Raw genomic sequence first — 17,663 nt, 5'->3', positions numbered from 1 at the left:
ACCGGCTTGCAAATCGGGAAAAAGCGGCGCTTCGATCCATACGATCGAAGCGCCGCTTTTTGCTTGTTCCGCACATCGGCTTACCGCCTGTTCCGAGCTTGCCCCGCCTTCTTCAGTCCTCGTCGTACAGCATAGGCAGGGTGAACGCAAAAGTCGACCCGGCCCCTTCCCGGCTCTCGGCCCAAATGGTTCCTCCCATACGGTCGATCCAGCGTTTGCAGATCGCAAGCCCGAGGCCCGTCCCTTCGTACTTCCGGTCCAGCGCGGAATGGATCTGCGAGAAAGGCTGGAACAAAAGCGCCATTTTATCCGCAGGAATGCCGATTCCCGTATCACGCACTTCGACTTTGAGCACACAGCGGGTCAGCTCGCCCACACCCGTCCGGGGGCGAATCAGGCACTCCGCCAAGACGCTTACGGAGCCTCGCGGCGTGAATTTGACCGCGTTGCCGATCAGTCCGATCACCACCCGCCGAAGTTTGTCGGCATCGCCGACAAGTTCGGGCGGGAATTTCTCGTCGATCCGAACATCCAGTTCCACCCCGGAGGCTTCCGCCTGAACGGAAAAATTCCCGACCGCTTCTTCCAGCAGCAAACGGACGTCGAAAGACTGCTTCAAGAAACGGGCCGCCCCGTTCTCGGCCGCATTAAAGTCGAGAATCCGGTCGACCACTCCCTGCAGACCGAGGGCGCTGAGCCGAAGCACTTCCATATACTCCTGCTGTTCTTCCGTCATTCCTGTTCCGTCCATCAGCTCCGTCATGCCGAGCACGCCGTTAAGCGGGGTCCGGATTTCGTGACTCATCAGACTCAGGAATTTCGCTTTTTCGGCGAGTCCCCGCTGCGTTTCGTTTTTTTGGCGGACGATTTCATCGCGGCTGGTCACATCCCGGAACACGACGACGGCTCCGGCGGAACTCCCGTTTTCGAACAGCGGATTCACCTGATATTCGACCAGAAAGCTCGTACCGTCTTTGCGCCAGAATACTTCGCCTTCGACCCTACAGGGCACCCCTTCGCGCATGGAACGGTGAATCGGACATTCTTCCAGGGGATAAGGGCTGCCATCCGAACGGCTGTGATGAATGAGATCGTGATTGTACATATTACGGAACTCTTCGATTTCGTATCCGAGCATCCGGGCTCCCGCCTGATTGACGAACACCGAACGGCCTTCCCGGTTGATTTCGTAAATGCCTTCCTTAACCGCGTTCAAGATCGAAGTATACTGCTCGGTCAGTTCCCGGCTGCGCTGCATTTGTCTTTTCCATTCCGTGATGTCGAGCGCAATCATATAGACGCCAAGAACTTCGCCGTCGACTACGATCGGAAGAACGGTCAGATTCACATCGATCCGCTGTCCGTCTTTGCCCAGCAGCCGCGTCTCGAAATTGCCGGAACTGCCTTTCAGGGCCCGGTCAAACCGCACTCGCAGCATCTCGGCGGTTTCGGACGGGAACAAAAGCGCATACGATTGTCCCGACAGCTCCACATCCGCATAACCGGTCATGGCTTCCAGGTTCGGATTGACGGACAGACAGCAGCCTTCGGGATCAAAAGACAGCACGCCGGCCGGATTGTACTCGAACAGCGAACGGTACAGCCTTTCCTGCTCCCTCAATTTCCGGTTTTTCTCTTCTTCTTCCGTGATGTCCCTCGCAATACCGTAAATACCGACCCGGCAGCCGTTCTGCTCGATCGGCACATAAGTCACCGCCAGAAGCAGCGGGCTGCCGTTCTTGCGGATCAGTTTCAGCGTGAATTCCTGCCGTCTCTCTTCCTTCATTTCCATCCGGCGCGCTATGCTCTGCTGATGTTCCCCTTCCTGATAAAGATCGCGCAGATCCATCGATCGCAGTTCAGCCAGCGTATATCCAATCATGCGTTCGGTCGCCGGATTCGCATAGATTAATTCTCCCGCCATGTTCATCACATAGATGGCATCGGGATGATAGACAAACAGCGGACGATAAATATCGTTTTCCGCAAACGTTTCTCCAAACAAACCAAGTGAGTTTTTCAAGGCGGACTCCCTTTCGTTTCTCTCATATCGCTGCCTATATACCCGTATATTATCTCAAATTTCTTGCAAAATACAGAGTTCGAGAAAACCGCTCCTTTCTTTTCTTCGCTCTTCCGGGCCGGATGCGTCATTTTAGCTTGCTTGTTGTTATATAGAAATAGCGCGGCCTTGCAAGCGGCCGGTCGGCAAAAGGAAGGATGAACGGCAATGAACAACGAAGAATCATGGACGACCCACCGCAGCGGTACGATCATGCGGGGATCTTCACCGGGAAGACCTGCCTCCAACAAGCGGCCAAAAAGCGGCAGCCGCCGCAGCTTTTCTTTTTCCCGGGGCAGGATCCTGAAGATCTTCCTTGCCTTGTGTGTGCTGTGGCTGCTGGCCGTCGTCTTGTACCAGATGAACAAACCGCTGCCGGCCGGCATTTCGTACGAGAGTCCCGTTTATCGGACGGACCGCGTCGACTTTCTGTACGATCTGACTTACCCGGCAAAAACAAGCGAATTCACCCAGGACAGGCAAATCTTCGATCGGACGATCGAGATGATCGGCGAAGCGGAACGTTTTATCGTCATCGATGTGTTCCTGTTCAACGACTATACCCACAAAGACCAGCAGTACCCGGAAGTCAGCGCCAAGCTGGCCCGTACGCTGATCGAACGCAAACAGGCGGTTCCCGACCTCGATATCGTGTTTATCACGGATGAGGTCAATACCAACTACGGCTCGGCTCCGAATGCCCTTTTGGAACGTCTCAAAAAAGCCGGTATCCGGGTCGTCATGACCGATGTGGATCCGCTGCGCGATTCGACTCCCCTGTATTCGGCGGTATGGCGGACCTTCTTCCAATGGTTCGGCCAGTCGGGCGAAGGACGCATTCCCAATCTGATGGCAAGCGGCGGACCGGATATCACCCTGCGTTCTTATTTGAAGCTGCTGAACGTGAAAGCCAACCACCGCAAAGCCTTTATTACGGAAAAAGGAGCCCTTGTCTCGAGCGGCAACATCCACGATGCAAGCGCCTACCACTCCAATGTCGCGCTTGAAGTCAGCGGTCCGATCATCGGCGATATGCTGCAGGCGGAGCAGGCCGTTCTCGATCTGTCGGGCGGCGGCACGCTTCCGGCTTATCCGGCGGACGACGCCGAAGAAACGCAGGGACAATATGCGGTCCAGTATCTGACGGAAGGAAAAGTCTATGACCGTCTGCTCAAAGAGATCGGCAGCGCTTCTTCCGGCGATACGGTCTGGATGGGCATGTTCTATCTCGCGGACAAAAAAGTGATCCAGGAATTGAGCGCAGCGGCCGATCGCGGTGCCAAAGTGCGGCTGGTACTCGATCCCAACGAAAATGCGTTCGGACGCGACAAAATCGGCATTCCGAACCGGCCGGTTGCCGCACAGCTCCACGACGAGGCGCCGGGCAAGATCGAAATCCGCTGGTACAACACGACCAAAGAGCAATACCACACGAAGATGCTCTTCGTGCAGCGACAAAACGGAGACAGCAGCGTGCTGGCCGGTTCGACCAACTTCACGCCGCGCAATCTCAAAGATTACAATCTGGAGAACGATCTGTTCGTCGAAGGCGCGGCGGACAGCGAAATGATCGGCGAAGTGCAAGGTTACTTCGAGCGGATCTGGACCAATGACGGCGCCGCCTACACCCTTGATCTGGAAGAACACCTGGAAGCGACGACATGGCTCAAGGATATCGTGTACCGCATTCAGATGAGATTGGGCTTTACGACCTTCTGATCCGCCAACCGAATCCGATCCCGCACAAAAAAAGGTCCGCAGCAAAAAGGCAGGGCGAAATTCTCGCCCTGCCTTTTTGCTGCGGATTCGAAAGGGAACGGCATCCTTCTCTTCGGTCCCCGTAAGATCAGGATTTGAGATGCTTATCGAAGAAACTTCCGACTTTGTCCAGAACATCGCTGCGGGTCAGCATCTCGGCGGTCGAATGACCCGTACCTTCGAGAATACAAAACTCCGAAGCGGCGCCCGAAGCGGTCAGCGCATCGTGGAGCAGTTGGCTCTGGCGCAGCGGAACGGTCGTATCCGCGTCTCCGTGCATAATCAGGAACGGCGGCACTTCACGGCCGTCGAGATAAGGGATCGGACTTGTGCTGCGGGCAAGTTCGGGCTTCATTCGGATTGTGCCGCCGAGCATCATGGCCATAACCGGCATATGGAACTCGCTCTGGAAATCCAGTTCGATATCGATCGGCCCGCTGAAATCTACCACCGCCTGGACACGGGTAGACTGCTGCAGGTGATCGGCCGTTTCGAATTCCGGCGAACCGCCCGTTACGCCGAGCAGCGCAGCCAGCTGTCCGCCTGCGGAATGGCCCCATACGCCGAAGCGAGCGGCATCGATTCCGTATTTATCGGCATTGGCGCGCAGGAAACGCACAGCGCTCTTCGCATCTTCGATCTGTGCCGGGAAGCGGGCTTCGTGCGCAAGGCGGTATTCGATCGCGGCGACGGCGTAGCCCTGCTCCGCAAAGCGGACCAACTGAGGCAGATTGCGGGCCGAGTTGCAGCTCACCCAGGCACCTCCGACGATCCATACAATCAGGGGAACAGGATGATCGGCAGCCGGCAGCAGCAGGTTCAAACTGAGCGACTTGCCGCCCGCAAACTGTGCGAACTGCACGTCCGGAACAAGCCGGACAAACGGACGGTCGGCGCGAGCCGCCGACCAGGTTTCTTGTGTATTCATAGGGACTCTCTCCGTTTCCGTGAAAAGTTTTCAATATGTTCATCATAACATACGTTCGGCAAATAGATAAAACGGCTAACGATTCGCTGCGTTCCGTACGCCGGACTGCAAGCTTACCCAAATCGAAAGAAACGCCTCCCGCTTGAAGCGGGAGGCGTTTCGCACAATCGTCGGCTTGGGACGGGAGGCCGGCTCATTCTTGTTCAAGCCGCCTGTTGAGACAGACGATTCGGTCCGATCTCTTTCGTCTGCTGACGGGAAATCACGAACAGGACCGACCAGATCAAGATAAATCCGACGATTTGAGCCGCGGTTACGACTTCGCCGCCGTACAGCCAGTTGACCAGTACCCCGACCATCGGGAAGCTCAGTTCGGCCAGGGTGGCGACCGACGCTTTGGTTGTTTTGAGGCCTTTGTAATAAGCCAGCAGGCTGAGCAGCCCCGGCAGCAGGGCCTGGAGCAGCAGGTTTACGCCGACAAGCGTCAGCGCAATGCCGCCGGCGGGCAGTGCCCAAGCGGCGCCTTCACCGGCCGTGATCGCCAGCAGCAACGGCAGAGCGAGAATGAAGCGCAGCGAGGTTACCGTCTCATATTTCAGCTTGCCGACCATGAAGCGGCCCATAACCGTCGATCCGCCCCAGAGAGCGGCTGCTCCCAGCGCAAGCAGACTGCCCAGCTGGAAAAACTCGCCGGCATGACCGACCGGGAAAGTAAAGCCGAAAGTCAGCAGATAGGTTCCCGCCAGTGCGACCAGGAACAGCGGACCGAAGCGGCGAGGCAGCGCTTCTTTAAGCATAAAGTGCGCCAGGATGATCGCGAACAGCGGCTGGAGTTTTTGCAGCAGCAGCACTGTATTAAACGCGCCTCCGGCATATTGAAGCGCAAGCGTAAACATCAGCGTGGCGAGGGCCGAACCTCCCCAGGAGATAAACAGCAGAGCGCCGACATGCCGCAGACCCAGGCCTTTCAATTCCGAACGGTTTTTCCACAGAATCGGAGCCACGAACAGCGCAATCACCACATGCTCGAGCAGTACGATCTGCGAAGAGGTCATCGATTCCAGCAGCAGAATCCGGAACAGCGGATCGACGCCCCACAGCGCCGCTCCCAATACAATTAGCCAGAAGCCGCTTCCGGCTCTGGAAAAGAACGATCCGTTCCCTCCTGTGCTTGCTTGAGTAAAGTCGTTACGATTGGCGGTTTTCATTTCCCTAGTCTCCTCATCCGAATAAGGGGGATCCCGTGCGCAAAAAGCCCCGAAGCCGGAAGTTCCGGCGTTCGGGGCGGTTTTTACGTCAATCGAAGGGTCGAGCGGCAGGTCAAATACGAAGCGGTAGCCTGCGGCAGATTCCATAAATAAACCTGCAGTCGGCTCGCACCGGCATGTCTGCGCTTGATCTTCTCCCATCCGGACTGTACCGTCGGCTCTGGATTTTCACCAGATCAGTCCGGCAGCGTCTTCGAGAAGACACGGCCGGAGTCGCGGGCTCGGTTCGCAGAAGCGAACATTACCGCCGGTCGGGAATTTCACCCTACCCCGAAGATCCTTTATTCATTTGTTTTTATATTCTTATTTTAAACCATTTTCGCGTCCGTACACGTGAAATCCGTCACAATATTTCGACGCTGCCGAATTTTCTGCAAATCGTCAGGATTCTCGGTAGCATTTCGTGAAATTTCACAAGTATCGCTTTTTTATTTCTAAAATTATCATAAACGATCATTAACATTTTTACAAGCTGCTGAATAAAATAAAGTTAGTTCTGTATTACGCCTCCATAAAAGCTCCTGCTTACTCGGTTTCCGGTTCCCACGGATAACGGGAGGTCAGGAACTCCGCCAACGCCCGGCTTGCTTCGCGGCGCTGTTTGCGCATCTTCGCGCGCTCCGGTGCGCTCTCGTGGAGTTTGCGTTCTTCCTCTGTCTCCGGGTACACCTGGGCGGTCTCGATCTTGCGTCCATGATCGTCCATCGCTACGAAAGTCAGGAATGCCGTAGCTGCAATTTGTCTTTCCCCGCTTTTCAGATCTTCGCGAATTACTTTGACGAACGTTTCCATGGAGCTGCGGCCGGTCCAGGTCACGAACGATTCCAGCGTTACGGAATCGGTCATATAGATCGGGTACAAAAAGTCGACGGAGTCCGTTGAAGCGGTAATGGTATTCGCGCGCGAAAGTTTGGCTGCGGCAATCGAGGCAATATCGTCGATATAGGCCATCAGCTTTCCGCCGAACAAGGTATGGTAGCTGTTGACGTCGGTCGGGAAGACACGGGCCATTTTGTAGCTGCGTGTGGTTCGAATCGGGATAGGCTCCATTTGGCACTGCACTTCCTTTGTCTCGTTGTAGAATCTCGTGCGTTCATTATACGCCCGGTCCGCTTGAAGGAACAAGCTTGGGGCCGAACGGTTTCTCTGGAGGACGCAAAAACCGCCGTCTCTGTGCGAGGCGGCGGTTCTTGGTATAGGGTGCGGGCCGAATCCCCGGAAACTTCCGGTGGGTTCGCGCCATTTTGTTTATGTTAACCCTGTTTGATAAAGTCGGCCATCGACTTGATCTCGACTTCTCCTGCCGCACCGTGTTCCAAAGTGCCGTCTTCCCGGCGGGATCGGAACTCGACGATTGCGGTTTTGCCCGGAACGAGATCGAAGTAGTTGTCGCTGAACACGCCTTCCTGCTCGGCCGACAGCCAGACCTGCTTGGCCAATACGTCCGTTTCAAGCGAGATCGTAGTGCGGCCTTCGCCGTCTTCCGTACGAACCGCACGGATATGGGGAACGGACAGTTCGATTTCCCGGGCCGACACGAAGTAATGCGTCCGCTGATCCAGGATACGTCCTCCCTGCTCCAATTCGGCCAGAAGTACCGTACGTCCCGGTGTTTCACCGCCGAGCAGATCGGCCGCTTTGACCGAATAAATCAGTGACGCGCTGTTGGCGGACACTTCTACCGGCACCACCTGTTCCTGCCGTACATCGCCGTCGAAGCTCATGAGACGGAGTTTCAGCGATGCGGATTCGCCCTGCAGACCGTCGTTGAGAATATGGAAATTTACGTCTTCGCCGTTCGTCCCGTCGATCGAGACGGACAAGTCGCGGAAGCTGCGGCGTGCATAATAATGCAGAGCTTTCCAGCGTCCGTAATAATCGATACCCGACCACGAAGCGACCGGCCAGCTGTCGTTCATCTGCCAGTATAAGGTGCCCATGCAGTACGGCATGCTGCGGCGGTGCGCTTCGATCGCCGACTTCATCGCTTCGGCCTGCAGCACCTGGCTCATATACAGGAACGAGACGAAGTCTTTCGGCTCCGGCAGATACTTGTCCATATATTCTTTGATCAGGAAGTTGCCGCGTCCGTTTTTCTGATGCGCCAGCATAATCTTCGAATCAAGCTGCAGCGCATCTTCCGGCGCATACTGCAGAACCGATTTGTGTTCGGGGAACGATTGGAAACCGTATTCGCTCATGAAACGGCCGATATGCTTGTTGTAATTTTCGAACGGTTCGGAATTGTGCCATACGCCCCAGTAATGAATATCGCCTTCCGATGTACCCGGATGCGCATGCTGGTTCTCGTCGCCTGTCAGCGAGACGAGCGGCGACGACGGCCAGTATTCGGCTCCCGGTGCAAGCTTCGAGATCGCGTTTGGCAGCAGACGGTGGAAGATCGCTTCATAATCCGCCCAAATGCTGTTTTGCTGTTCTTGGGTATAGTCTTTTTTCCAGCCCCAGCCGCCGTCCGGAAGATAGTGCGCCCATGCCGAGTCGATCTCGTTGTTGCCGCACCACAGTACAATACTGGCATGGTTGCGCAGACGGCGAAGATTGTCTTCGGCTTCGTGACGGACACTTTCGAGGAAGTCTTCGTCGCCCGGGTACATGCTGCAGGCAAACATGAAATCCTGCCAGACCATAATGCCGTACTCGTCGCAGAGTTCGTAGAAAGCATCTTCTTCATAAATGCCCCCGCCCCAGACGCGCAGCATATTCATATTCGCTTCGGCCGCCGATACGATCTCGTACCGGTAGCGCTCCCGCGTCACGTCCGTTTCGAAGTTGTCGTTCGGAATATGGTTGGCGCCTTTGGCGAATACCGGCACGCCGTTCAGTTCAATGTAGAACGAAGCACCCGCGCCGTCTTGCTCGCGCTTCAACTTGACGCTGCGCAGACCGGTACGCACGCTTTTGGAAGCGCTGACCGATTCGCCTTCGAAGATTTCGGCGGTAAAGGTATACAGATTCGCTTCGCCAAGACCTCTCGACCACCACAGCTTCGGATCGTTCAGTTCGAACTCCAGGCGCACGCTGTTGTCGCCGAGGCGGATCGCTTCCGTGCTCTCGGCTTCGAATCCTTCGGCGGAAATGCGTACGCGTCCTTCGAAATCGCGGTCCGATTCGATCGTCAGCACAGCCGTCAGTTTGGCTGTGGACGCCGCAACTTCGTTCTGACGGATAAACAGATCCGTGATCCTCAGTCCCGTCCAGGCTTCGAGCCGCACGGCACGCCAGATCCCGCTTGTCACAAAGCGCGGGCCCCAATCCCAACCGTAATGGTAAGGCGCTTTGCGCGCAAACACGCTGACGCGTTTGTCGCCGAGTCCGCCGAGTTCCGATTGGTCATTGGCTGCCGGAAGCGCGTAGCCCAATTTCTCGAGCTTGGGCAGGTCTTCGTTGATCGGCGAACGGAATTTGATCCGCAGACGGTTCTCTCCGTCTTTCAAGTGGGTCTTTACAGGCACCTGCCAAATGCGGAACATGTTGTCGGCCGACAAGATACGCTGGCCGTTCAGCTCGACGTCCGCGTACGTATCCAATCCGTCGAACACCAGACCGATATGATCCTGGCGAAGCAGATCGCCCGGGACCGTAAATACCGTTTCGTATTCCCAATCGCGCTTGTCGATCCACTGCAGGTCGTGCTCGTTCGTTCCATAATAAGGATCCGGAATCTTGGCGTTCCGGTACAAATCGCTGTGTACGCAGCCCGGCACGGCTGCAGGCAGCCATTCATTTTCCCCGACTGCCCTAAAGGTCCATTCATTCAAATCCCATTTGATTTCGTTCAAGTCGCCTTCCTCCAATACCAAAGTGTAACCGCTTTTAATCTCACCATCACCGTATCATTCTCCGTGCCGAAATTCAATAAATTCCTGTTTTTTTATTTAATTTTTATTTTTTTAGCAAAACAAAATTAGGTATAATTATTTTGTTAGTATTTGTTTTCATGCACAAAAAAGCCGATCTCCGCCGTATAACAGGCAGAAAATCGGCTTGAACGTAAAACGTACGGCTGTCTCGACGGATACGGAAACCTACAGCGCCGCAGCGCGGACCTCGGCCGTCGTGCATCGCACCACAAGATTCGAAGGCTCTGTGACAACCGGCGGCAGGAAATCGGTATTCTCGATCATCGTAATCAGCGTCTCGATCGCGTGCGAACCGATCGAGCGGATATTCTGATTGATCGTGGTCAGCGCCGGACTATAGATTTCCGCATAATGCGTATTGTCGAAGCCGACTACGGAAATATCTTCGGGCACGGACAAGCCGCTGCGGTGAATAACATTGATCGCGCCTATCGCCATCATATCCGACGTACAGACGACTGCGGTCGGACGCTCGGCCAGCTCCAGCAGTTCGGCCATCGCCCGCGCACCGCCTTCCATCGAATAGTCGCTCTCTTTGACGTACGCATCCGGAACCTGCAGCTTGCGGGATCCCATCCCTTCCACATAGCCTTCGTGCCGCAGCACGCCTACCGCGTTGTCCATCTCCCCCGAGATGAACGCGATACGCGAATGTCCCAGCTCCGCCAGATGCGCAACGGCCTGCATCGTTCCCGCCTTGTTCTCCGTCGTGATGTAGCCGGCGCGGCGGCCGCGAATATCGGCATCGACGAACATTGTCGGAATATCGGAATCCAGCAGCTCTTCCAGATGCGGATCGTCCCGGTCGACACCGAAGCCGACCACGCCGTCGACATTACGGCTTAGGCAGTGTTCCACGAACGAATAGTTGTCGTCGTTGAAACGCGTCGAGAGCAGAACCAGATCGTAGCCGCTGTTTTGCAGCGCCGTCTTGATTCCTTCCAGCAGTTCCGTGACGAACGGATTCGTAAACGGCGTCGTGACGAACACGCCAACCGTCCAGGAACGGCCTTTGACCAGTCCTCTTGCGGCAACGTTCGGATGGTATTTAAGCCTTTTGATCGTTTGGCTTACTTTTTTGCGCGTTTTGTCGCTGACGTCCGGATAATTGTTAATGACCTTGGAAACGGTTGCGACCGACACTCCCGCTTCTTTGGCCACGTCGTGGATCGAAGCCATTGTTTTACCTCCTTTCCGGCCGGATTCTGCATTTTGCGATTGTCCGGCCGGAAACCCATGTTTTTTCCTTCTATTATATATAGGTGTCGTTTGCGCGACAAGCTTTTTTGCCAGACCGCTTTTTTAAGAGTATGATAAGATATTGAATTTACGCGATCTGCGAATCAAAAGGAGTCTCCATCATGGCCGTAAAATATGAAACCGAGCTGTATCCGCCGCTTAAAGCTTTTTTCGAGCAGCGGGGATATGCCGTCAAGAGCGAGGTACGCCACTGCGACCTGCTGGGCTATCGCGACGGCGAAGCACGGCCGCTCATCGTCGAGATGAAAAAAACATTCACCCTCGAACTGCTGCTCCAGGGCGCCGACCGTCAGCGTACCGGCGGACTCGTCTATCTGGCAGTCGAACGCAACCGAACAAAAAAAGGAGCCCACAACCAGCGCTTCGGCGATCTTGCGCTGCTGTGTTCAAGACTTGGCATCGGGCTGCTGACCGTGACGTTCTACAAGACCAAGGCTCCCTTTGTTGAAATGCTGTGCGAAGCGGGCGAATCCAAAACCGGAAAAAACGGCACACGCGCCAAGCGGCTGAAAGCGGAATTCGATGCACGCAGCGGCGACCACAATATCGGCGGTTCCAGCAAACGCAAGCTGGTAACGGCCTACCGGGAAAATGCGCTGAAAGTCGCACGCCAGCTGTGGATGTTCGGCGAAGCTTCTCCCCTGATGCTTAAAGAAGCAAGCGGAGTCGGCAAAGCGGCCCTGCTGCTGCGCGACAATCATTACGGCTGGTTCGAGCGGGTCTCCCGCGGGCGCTATAAGCTGACCGAAGCCGGCAGTGCCGCCCTGAACGAATATGCGTCCGTGATCTCCGCTTGGCCGGAACTTCCCGAAAAAGCATGAAGAATTCGGCGTGAAAATTGAAAACTTTGCTTGAAAATGTACGAAACGGCTTTTGCGAAATAAAACCCCGCATGTTAGAATGAAAGCTGAAATTCGGGCCGGAGGCCCTTTTCCAAATCTGCAATGAGGTGATTGTAATGAAGGCTTCAACGGGACCTACCTCCAGCACGTCCCGCAGCACGAAAAAGGACAGGCTTCCCGTCAGATGGTTTCTGCTGGCCTGGATCGTGCTGATCGGCCTGTTTGTCTATGCCGCCTACGAATACAGCCAACGGCTCCAGGCACAGACCCTGACTGCCCTGCAAGCCCAAACGCAGGCCCAGATGGCCGATCTGCGCGCCGATTACGAGAAGCGGTTCACCGAGCTTAACGGACAGATGACGGCGCTGCAGGGCAAAGTAGACTCGTTCAACGAGCTGCTGACGTTCACCAAAGACAATGCGAACAGCAAGACGGACAACAGCAACAAGCTTTATACGCAGCTGAACGAGGTCAAGAGCCAGCTCGGCGAGCTCCAGAAGAAAATGGACCTGTTGAAATGACAAGAGTCCAGCGGGTAAACCGCTTCTTTCTGATGCTGGCCGCCCCGGTCATTGGCCTGATGCTCTGTCTGCTGCTGTTCCCGCCCCAGCCTGCTCTGCTTTTGAATACGGACCTGTACAAAACGGACAAGAAACTCGATCCGTCTTCGGCCAGACTGCTTCAGGATCTGGACACGGCGGAAAAAAAAGCCAAGTCCACTTCGGCTTCGCTGAAAAAAACGATGAATCTGTACAATCGAACGACGCAGACCATGTCTTCGATCGTACAGAAAGCCTCGATCCAGGCACAGCGTCCGGAAAACATTTACGACAAACGGATCCGTTCCAAGCTGGGACGTCCCGTTGAGACGGTCGACAGCGAGAAGATCCGGATCGAACTCTTCCGGGTCAATGCCGTAACCTATAAAGGCTATGCCATGAAAGTCAAACTGAAAGATCCGTCCGCCATGCGGATGAGTCTGGCCGGTGAAGCGCTCGGAAGCTCGGAGACGACGCTCAAAGCCGTTCAGAGGCACGGTGCGGTCGCCGGGATCAACGCCGGCGGCTTCGCCGATCAGGACGGCAAACGTTATCCGCTGAGTACGACCGTCATGGACGGCGAATATCTGACCGGCTTCCAGTCGAGCTTCAAAGAGCTGTATTTCGTTGGTCTGAACGATTCGGGCAAACTGATCGGAGGCCAATTCAACCGTCAGAACGAACTTGACCGGCTTCAGCCGCAGTTCGGCGCTTCTTTTGTCCCGATCCTGCTCAAAGACGGCCGCAAAACGGCTATACCCGCCAAATGGAAATCGGCCCCCAAGCGGGCCCCTCGCACCATCATCGGCAGCTACAAAGACGATCAGCTGATCGTTTTCGTCATTGACGGTTATAACGAAGCGGGCGGTTCCGGCGCTACGCTGGAAGAGATCCAGGGCCAGCTGTACAAGATCGGAGTCGTCAATGCCTACAATCTCGACGGCGGGGGTTCTTCTTCGCTCGTCATGAACGGCCGCGTCGTCAATCGTCCTTCGGACGGCATTCTGCGGCCCGTTCCGACAAGCTTTCTGTTCTTCGATTAACTCTCTTCAAACGGCGCGCAGCCCGACGAAAAAAAGAGCCCTAGGGCTCTTTTTTTGCGTGACCCGGACCCTCTTAATGTTGTTCAGCCGTGCTTGGGAAGCTGCATCATATCGGAGACACACGCTCCGCAGATGTAACGGTCCTTAAATTCGCTGACTTCATCGATCGAACCGCAGAACACGCATTTCGGACGGTACCGTTCCAAAATGATATGATCTCCCTGGACCAAAATTTCAACCGGATCGCCTTCGTTCATTTGGTATCTTTTTCTCAGCGATTTCGGGAGTACGATTCTTCCCAATTGGTCGACTTTCCGGACAACTCCAGCAGGTTTCATAATTGAAAACACCTCTTTTATTTTTAGTTTGCTGTTTCTGCCCCACCTGCAGAAATGATTCTGCAAACCCAAGATTACATATTCGAGGTTCAATCAAGAATTCCTTCTTTACGGATAAAAAAAGAAACGTTGGTTAATTATCGGTTTTTTGTCTAATCAGGCAATCAGCCGATTTCAGAGGAAATCTCTTGATAAACTTCCTACTCCATACCGGGAAATTCAAGCTGGCGCAGTGCTTCGTAGAGCATGATCGCAACCGAATTGGACAAATTCAACGAACGGACATGTTCGGTTCTCATCGGCAGCCGAATCGAGGTTTCGGGATTCGCTTCGATAAGTTCGGGCGGAAGCCCTTTGGTTTCTTTGCCGAACACTAGGAAATCTCCGTCGCGGAACGAAACGTCGCTGTAGCGCTTGGTTGCTTTGGTTGTCGCGTAGAAAAAGCGGCCTTCCGGATACTTCTCGCGAAGTTCCGCAAACGAGTCGTGATACTCCAGCTTGACGGACGGCCAGTAGTCGAGTCCGGCCCGCTTCAGCGAAGCATCATCGGTTCGAAAGCCTAGGGGACGAACCAGATGCAGATGGGTATCCGTAGCCGCGCAGGTTCTGGAAATATTGCCGGTGTTTGCCGGAATTTCGGGTTCCACCAGCACGATATGCAGTGCCATAAAGGTTGATTCACTCCGTTTCTGGGAAATGGGGCGAAAGAGGTCCGCGCAAACGGGCCTCCACGCGCAGAAGAGCCGCCCGAAGTCGGGCGGCTCTTTCCGTCTCTTCTGCTTCTATAGTACCCGAATTGCCTGCTTAAGGGAAGAACGGCGCCCTGACTTCCGAAGAACCGGAGCCGTTCCGGAAACGCACGGCATGAGGAACGCCTGCAGGCATTCCCGGCGTCAACCGTTGCGTTTGGCGAAGTCTCCCATGAAGTCGACCAGCGCCGCGACGCTTTCATGCGGAACGGCATTGTAGATCGAAGCGCGCAGACCGCCTACGCTGCGATGTCCTTTCAGACCCACAAAACCGTTCTGTTCGCTTTCTTTGGCAAAAGCTTTCTCCAGTTCTTCGGAGCCGAGTCGGAACGTGACGTTCATCAGCGAGCGGCTGCCGGTTTGGGCAACTCCGCTGTAGAATCCGCCGCTGTTATCGATCGTGTCGTACAGCAGATTCGCTTTGGCCCGGTTCTTGGCTTCGACGCCTTCCAGGCCGCCCTGCTCTTCGATCCAGCGCAGCGTTTGGTTGACCATGTAAATGGAGAAAGAAGGCGGCGTGTTGTACAGCGAATTGTTCGACAAATGCGTGCTGTAGCGGAAAACGGTCGGGATGCTCTTCGCTTCGGCCGACAGCAGCTCTTCCTTGGCGATCACAACGGTTACGCCGGAAGGACCGAGGTTCTTCTGGGCACCGGCATAGATCAGACCGAACTTTTCGATATCAAGCGGACGGCAGAAAATATCGCTGGACAGATCCGCGACCAGCGGCACGCCGCCGGTATCCGGATATTCGGCATACTGCACGCCTTCGATCGTCTCGTTGGACGTGATATGCAGATAAGCCGCATCTTCCCGGATCTCGATCTCGCCTTGCGTAGGCATACGGGTAAACTTGTCGCCTTCCGTCGAAGCGGCCGAATAAACCTCGCCGATCAGCTTCGCTTCTTTGGCGGCTTTGGAAGCCCAGCTTCCGCTCATGACGTAACCCGCTTGCCTGCCCGGAGTCAGCAGGTTCATCGGGATCATGGCGAACTGGGTGCTGGCTCCACCCTGCAGGAAGAGCGTCTTGTAACCGGACGGATTGCCCAGCAGCTTCAGCAGCCGTTCCTGTGCCTCGTTATGTACGCTCTCGTAGACCGCTCCGCGGTGAGACATTTCCATGATCGACATACCCGTTCCCTGAAATTCCACGAATTCCGCCTGCGCACGTTCAAGTACTTCAAGCGGCAGCGCCGCCGGTCCCGCGTTAAAGTTGTAAGCCCGTTTGCCCATGAATCGTTTGCCCCCTCAAGCCCTAATTTAGGGTTAATCATAACAGCAATCTAACATTACTTCAAGTAAAACCCCGACGCGACAAAGCGGTGATGAGGCATATTCCGCATTCTGTACGTTTTTCGCCATTTTTCGAACAATGTTCGGATTTAGCGTATTCCTGACCAAAACAAAAAAACCGGCTTCCGCTCTGATACAAAGCGGAAGCCGGTCGTCGAACAGCGAAAGGGGACTCTGTGATCGCCCGAAAAGCGATTAGCAGTCGTAGTACAGGCTGTATTCGTGCGGATGAACGCGAATCGCAACCTGTTTGGCTTCGGCGCGTTTGAACGCGATGTAATTCGCTACGAAGTCTTCCGAGAAGACGCCGCCTTCCGTCAGGAACGAGCTGTCCGCTTCGAGCGAATCAAGCGCTTCTTCCAGCGAAGCCGGAACACTGCGGATCTGCGATTTTTCTTCTTCCGGCAGGTCGTAGAGGTTTTTGTCGGCCGGGCCGTAACCGAGCTCGATCGGGTTGATCTTTTTCTTGATTCCGTCCAGGCCGGCCATCAGCATCGCCGAGAATGCGAGGTACGGATTAGCGGTGGAGTCCGGTGTACGGAACTCGACGCGGCAGCCTTTAGGCGTTACAGCGGCTACTGGAATACGCACGGCCGCGGAACGGTTGCCTTTCGAGAAGACCAGGTTAACCGGCGCTTCGTAACCCGGAACCAGACGTTTGAACGAGTTCGTGCTCGGGTTGGTCAGCGCGATCAGCGAAGGCGCATGGTAGAGCAGGCCGCCGATGTAGTGCAGCGCCATTTCACTCAGGTTGGCATAGCCGCCTTTTTCGTAGAACAGCGGATTGCCGTCTTTGAAGATCGATTGGTGAACGTGCATGCCGCTGCCGTTGTCGCCGAAGAGCGGTTTAGGCATAAACGTTGCCGTTTTGCCGTATTGGCGCGCCGTGTTGTGCACGATGTATTTGTATTTGAGCAGGTTGTCTGCCGTTTTCTTGAGCGTATCGAAACGGAAGTTGATCTCCGCTTGTCCCGCCGTCGCCACTTCGTGGTGGTGGCGTTCGATCACGAGGCCGGCTTCTTCAAGCAGACGGCACATTTCGCTGCGGATATCCTGCTGGCTGTCGACCGGAGCAACCGGCACGTAACCGCCTTTGACCGGCACTTTGAAGCCGAGGTTGCCCCCTTCTTCCGTACGGTTCGTATTCCAGCCCGCTTCTTCCGAATCGACATGGAACGAAGAGCTGTTCATGCCGCTGTGGTAGCGGACGTCGTCGAAAATAAAGAATTCGGATTCCGGTGCGAAGAAAGCTTCCGAACCTACGCCGCTTTCCTGAAGGAACGCTTCGGCTTTCTCGGCAATATTGCGCGGATCGCGGTCGTAACGTTCGCCGTCCGGCGTATGGATGTTGCACATGATGTTCAATGTCGGATGAGCGGTGAAAGCGTCGATGTATACCGATTCGGGATCCGGCATCATGACCATATCCGATTCTTCAATACCGCGGAAGCCCGGAATCGACGAACCGTCGAAAGCTACCCCGTTTTCAAACGTTTCTTCTTCAACCGCACTTGCAGGAACGGAGATGTGATGTGCTTTTCCCGACAGATCCACGAAACGGAAATCAACCCACTCGATGTTGTTCTCTTGAATAAGCTTCAATACTTTTTGTACCGACATGTCACTTTCCCCCCAAATTTCCGAACATTGAACGGATATGCGTTATGAAACGTTCATGCTCTTTTTTAGCTGTCGTCATTAT

14 protein-coding genes and 1 riboswitch are annotated in these 17,663 nt (G+C 55.0%); of the genes, 4 read left to right on the top strand and 10 right to left on the bottom strand.

Annotated elements, in window-relative coordinates; translation table 11 throughout:
• Positions 1-112: 112 nt before the first annotated feature.
• Positions 113-2,023 carry a PAS domain-containing protein gene (locus HOP44_RS08225; protein ID WP_172252296.1) on the bottom strand — a complete coding sequence of 637 codons (1,911 nt, stop codon included), beginning with the start codon at positions 2,021-2,023 and terminating at the stop codon, positions 113-115.
• A gap of 252 nt (positions 2,024-2,275) precedes the next feature.
• Between HOP44_RS08225 and HOP44_RS08220 the strand changes: the two genes are divergently transcribed.
• On the top strand, positions 2,276-3,781 hold the full coding sequence (locus HOP44_RS08220; RefSeq protein WP_246369714.1) for a phospholipase D family protein: 1,506 nt from the start codon (positions 2,276-2,278) through the stop codon (positions 3,779-3,781).
• A gap of 127 nt (positions 3,782-3,908) precedes the next feature.
• Here HOP44_RS08220 and HOP44_RS08215 read toward each other — a convergent pair whose 3' ends face one another.
• From HOP44_RS08215 to HOP44_RS08195, 5 genes are all read right to left on the bottom strand, one after another.
• Complete coding sequence (locus tag HOP44_RS08215; RefSeq protein ID WP_172252292.1) at positions 3,909-4,748, bottom strand: alpha/beta hydrolase; 840 nt, start codon at positions 4,746-4,748, stop codon at positions 3,909-3,911.
• Positions 4,749-4,951: 203 nt separating this feature from the next.
• Positions 4,952-5,956 (bottom strand): DMT family transporter, encoded by a 1,005-nt coding sequence (locus HOP44_RS08210; protein ID WP_172252290.1) that lies wholly within the window; start codon positions 5,954-5,956, stop codon positions 4,952-4,954.
• A gap of 185 nt (positions 5,957-6,141) precedes the next feature.
• Positions 6,142-6,298: riboswitch (FMN riboswitch) on the bottom strand.
• A 243-nt stretch (positions 6,299-6,541) separates the two neighbouring features.
• Entirely contained in the window at positions 6,542-7,066 is a 525-nt protein-coding gene (locus tag HOP44_RS08205; protein ID WP_172252288.1) for an acyl-CoA thioesterase, read from the bottom strand.
• 203 nt (positions 7,067-7,269) lie between these two features.
• Complete coding sequence (locus tag HOP44_RS08200) at positions 7,270-9,816, bottom strand: beta-mannosidase (RefSeq protein ID WP_172252286.1); 2,547 nt, start codon at positions 9,814-9,816, stop codon at positions 7,270-7,272.
• Between the two features lie 246 nt (positions 9,817-10,062).
• Positions 10,063-11,076 (bottom strand): LacI family DNA-binding transcriptional regulator, encoded by a 1,014-nt coding sequence (locus tag HOP44_RS08195; RefSeq protein ID WP_172252284.1) that lies wholly within the window; start codon positions 11,074-11,076, stop codon positions 10,063-10,065.
• Positions 11,077-11,258: 182 nt separating this feature from the next.
• Here HOP44_RS08195 and HOP44_RS08190 point away from each other — a divergent pair, with 182 nt between their 5' ends.
• The 3 genes from HOP44_RS08190 to HOP44_RS08180 all read left to right on the top strand — a co-directional run bounded on the left by HOP44_RS08190 (position 11,259) and on the right by HOP44_RS08180 (position 13,581).
• Complete coding sequence (locus HOP44_RS08190; RefSeq protein ID WP_172252282.1) at positions 11,259-11,978, top strand: DUF2161 domain-containing phosphodiesterase; 720 nt, start codon at positions 11,259-11,261, stop codon at positions 11,976-11,978.
• Positions 11,979-12,115: 137 nt separating this feature from the next.
• On the top strand, positions 12,116-12,520 hold the full coding sequence (locus tag HOP44_RS08185; RefSeq protein ID WP_172252280.1) for a conserved oligomeric Golgi complex subunit 6: 405 nt from the start codon (positions 12,116-12,118) through the stop codon (positions 12,518-12,520).
• A complete protein-coding gene (locus HOP44_RS08180) occupies positions 12,517-13,581 on the top strand; it encodes a phosphodiester glycosidase family protein (RefSeq protein WP_172252278.1) in 1,065 nt (354 codons plus the stop codon). The genes HOP44_RS08185 and HOP44_RS08180 overlap by 4 nt, the downstream gene beginning before the upstream one ends.
• An 83-nt stretch (positions 13,582-13,664) precedes the next feature.
• Here HOP44_RS08180 and HOP44_RS08175 read toward each other — a convergent pair whose 3' ends face one another.
• From HOP44_RS08175 to glnA, 4 genes are all read right to left on the bottom strand, one after another.
• On the bottom strand, positions 13,665-13,919 hold the full coding sequence (locus HOP44_RS08175; protein WP_018975377.1) for an AbrB/MazE/SpoVT family DNA-binding domain-containing protein: 255 nt from the start codon (positions 13,917-13,919) through the stop codon (positions 13,665-13,667).
• Positions 13,920-14,119: 200 nt separating this feature from the next.
• Positions 14,120-14,587 (bottom strand): tRNA (uridine(34)/cytosine(34)/5-carboxymethylaminomethyluridine(34)-2'-O)-methyltransferase TrmL, encoded by a 468-nt coding sequence (trmL, locus tag HOP44_RS08170; protein WP_172195542.1) that lies wholly within the window; start codon positions 14,585-14,587, stop codon positions 14,120-14,122.
• A gap of 225 nt (positions 14,588-14,812) precedes the next feature.
• Positions 14,813-15,901 (bottom strand): 3-phosphoserine/phosphohydroxythreonine transaminase, encoded by a 1,089-nt coding sequence (gene serC / locus HOP44_RS08165; protein ID WP_172252276.1) that lies wholly within the window; start codon positions 15,899-15,901, stop codon positions 14,813-14,815.
• A gap of 255 nt (positions 15,902-16,156) precedes the next feature.
• Positions 16,157-17,581, bottom strand: a complete 1,425-nt coding sequence (gene glnA / locus HOP44_RS08160; RefSeq protein WP_172252274.1) for a type I glutamate--ammonia ligase — start codon at positions 17,579-17,581, stop codon at positions 16,157-16,159.
• Between the last annotated feature and the right edge of the window lie 82 nt (positions 17,582-17,663).

The organism is Saccharibacillus deserti, from assembly GCF_013618475.1.
GTDB lineage: Bacteria > Bacillota > Bacilli > Paenibacillales > Paenibacillaceae > Saccharibacillus > Saccharibacillus deserti.
The sequence above is the reverse complement of the archived record's forward strand: the minus strand, read 5'-3'. Positions and strand labels throughout refer to the sequence as shown.

What these genes read in the sequence shown, in the direction of transcription:
- HOP44_RS08210 (WP_172252290.1), bottom strand. Translation starts at nt 5,956, where the DNA reads ATGAAAACCGCCAATCGTAACGACTTTACTCAAGCAAGCACAGGAGGG.
- serC (WP_172252276.1), bottom strand. Translation starts at nt 15,901, where the DNA reads ATGGGCAAACGGGCTTACAACTTTAACGCGGGACCGGCGGCGCTGCCG.
- HOP44_RS08205 (WP_172252288.1), bottom strand. Translation starts at nt 7,066, where the DNA reads ATGGAGCCTATCCCGATTCGAACCACACGCAGCTACAAAATGGCCCGT.
- HOP44_RS08180 (WP_172252278.1), top strand. Translation starts at nt 12,517, where the DNA reads ATGACAAGAGTCCAGCGGGTAAACCGCTTCTTTCTGATGCTGGCCGCC.
- HOP44_RS08195 (WP_172252284.1), bottom strand. Translation starts at nt 11,076, where the DNA reads ATGGCTTCGATCCACGACGTGGCCAAAGAAGCGGGAGTGTCGGTCGCA.
- HOP44_RS08190 (WP_172252282.1), top strand. Translation starts at nt 11,259, where the DNA reads ATGGCCGTAAAATATGAAACCGAGCTGTATCCGCCGCTTAAAGCTTTT.
- HOP44_RS08220 (WP_246369714.1), top strand. Translation starts at nt 2,276, where the DNA reads ATGCGGGGATCTTCACCGGGAAGACCTGCCTCCAACAAGCGGCCAAAA.
- trmL (WP_172195542.1), bottom strand. Translation starts at nt 14,587, where the DNA reads ATGGCACTGCATATCGTGCTGGTGGAACCCGAAATTCCGGCAAACACC.
- HOP44_RS08175 (WP_018975377.1), bottom strand. Translation starts at nt 13,919, where the DNA reads ATGAAACCTGCTGGAGTTGTCCGGAAAGTCGACCAATTGGGAAGAATC.
- glnA (WP_172252274.1), bottom strand. Translation starts at nt 17,581, where the DNA reads ATGTCGGTACAAAAAGTATTGAAGCTTATTCAAGAGAACAACATCGAG.
- HOP44_RS08185 (WP_172252280.1), top strand. Translation starts at nt 12,116, where the DNA reads ATGAAGGCTTCAACGGGACCTACCTCCAGCACGTCCCGCAGCACGAAA.
- HOP44_RS08215 (WP_172252292.1), bottom strand. Translation starts at nt 4,748, where the DNA reads ATGAATACACAAGAAACCTGGTCGGCGGCTCGCGCCGACCGTCCGTTT.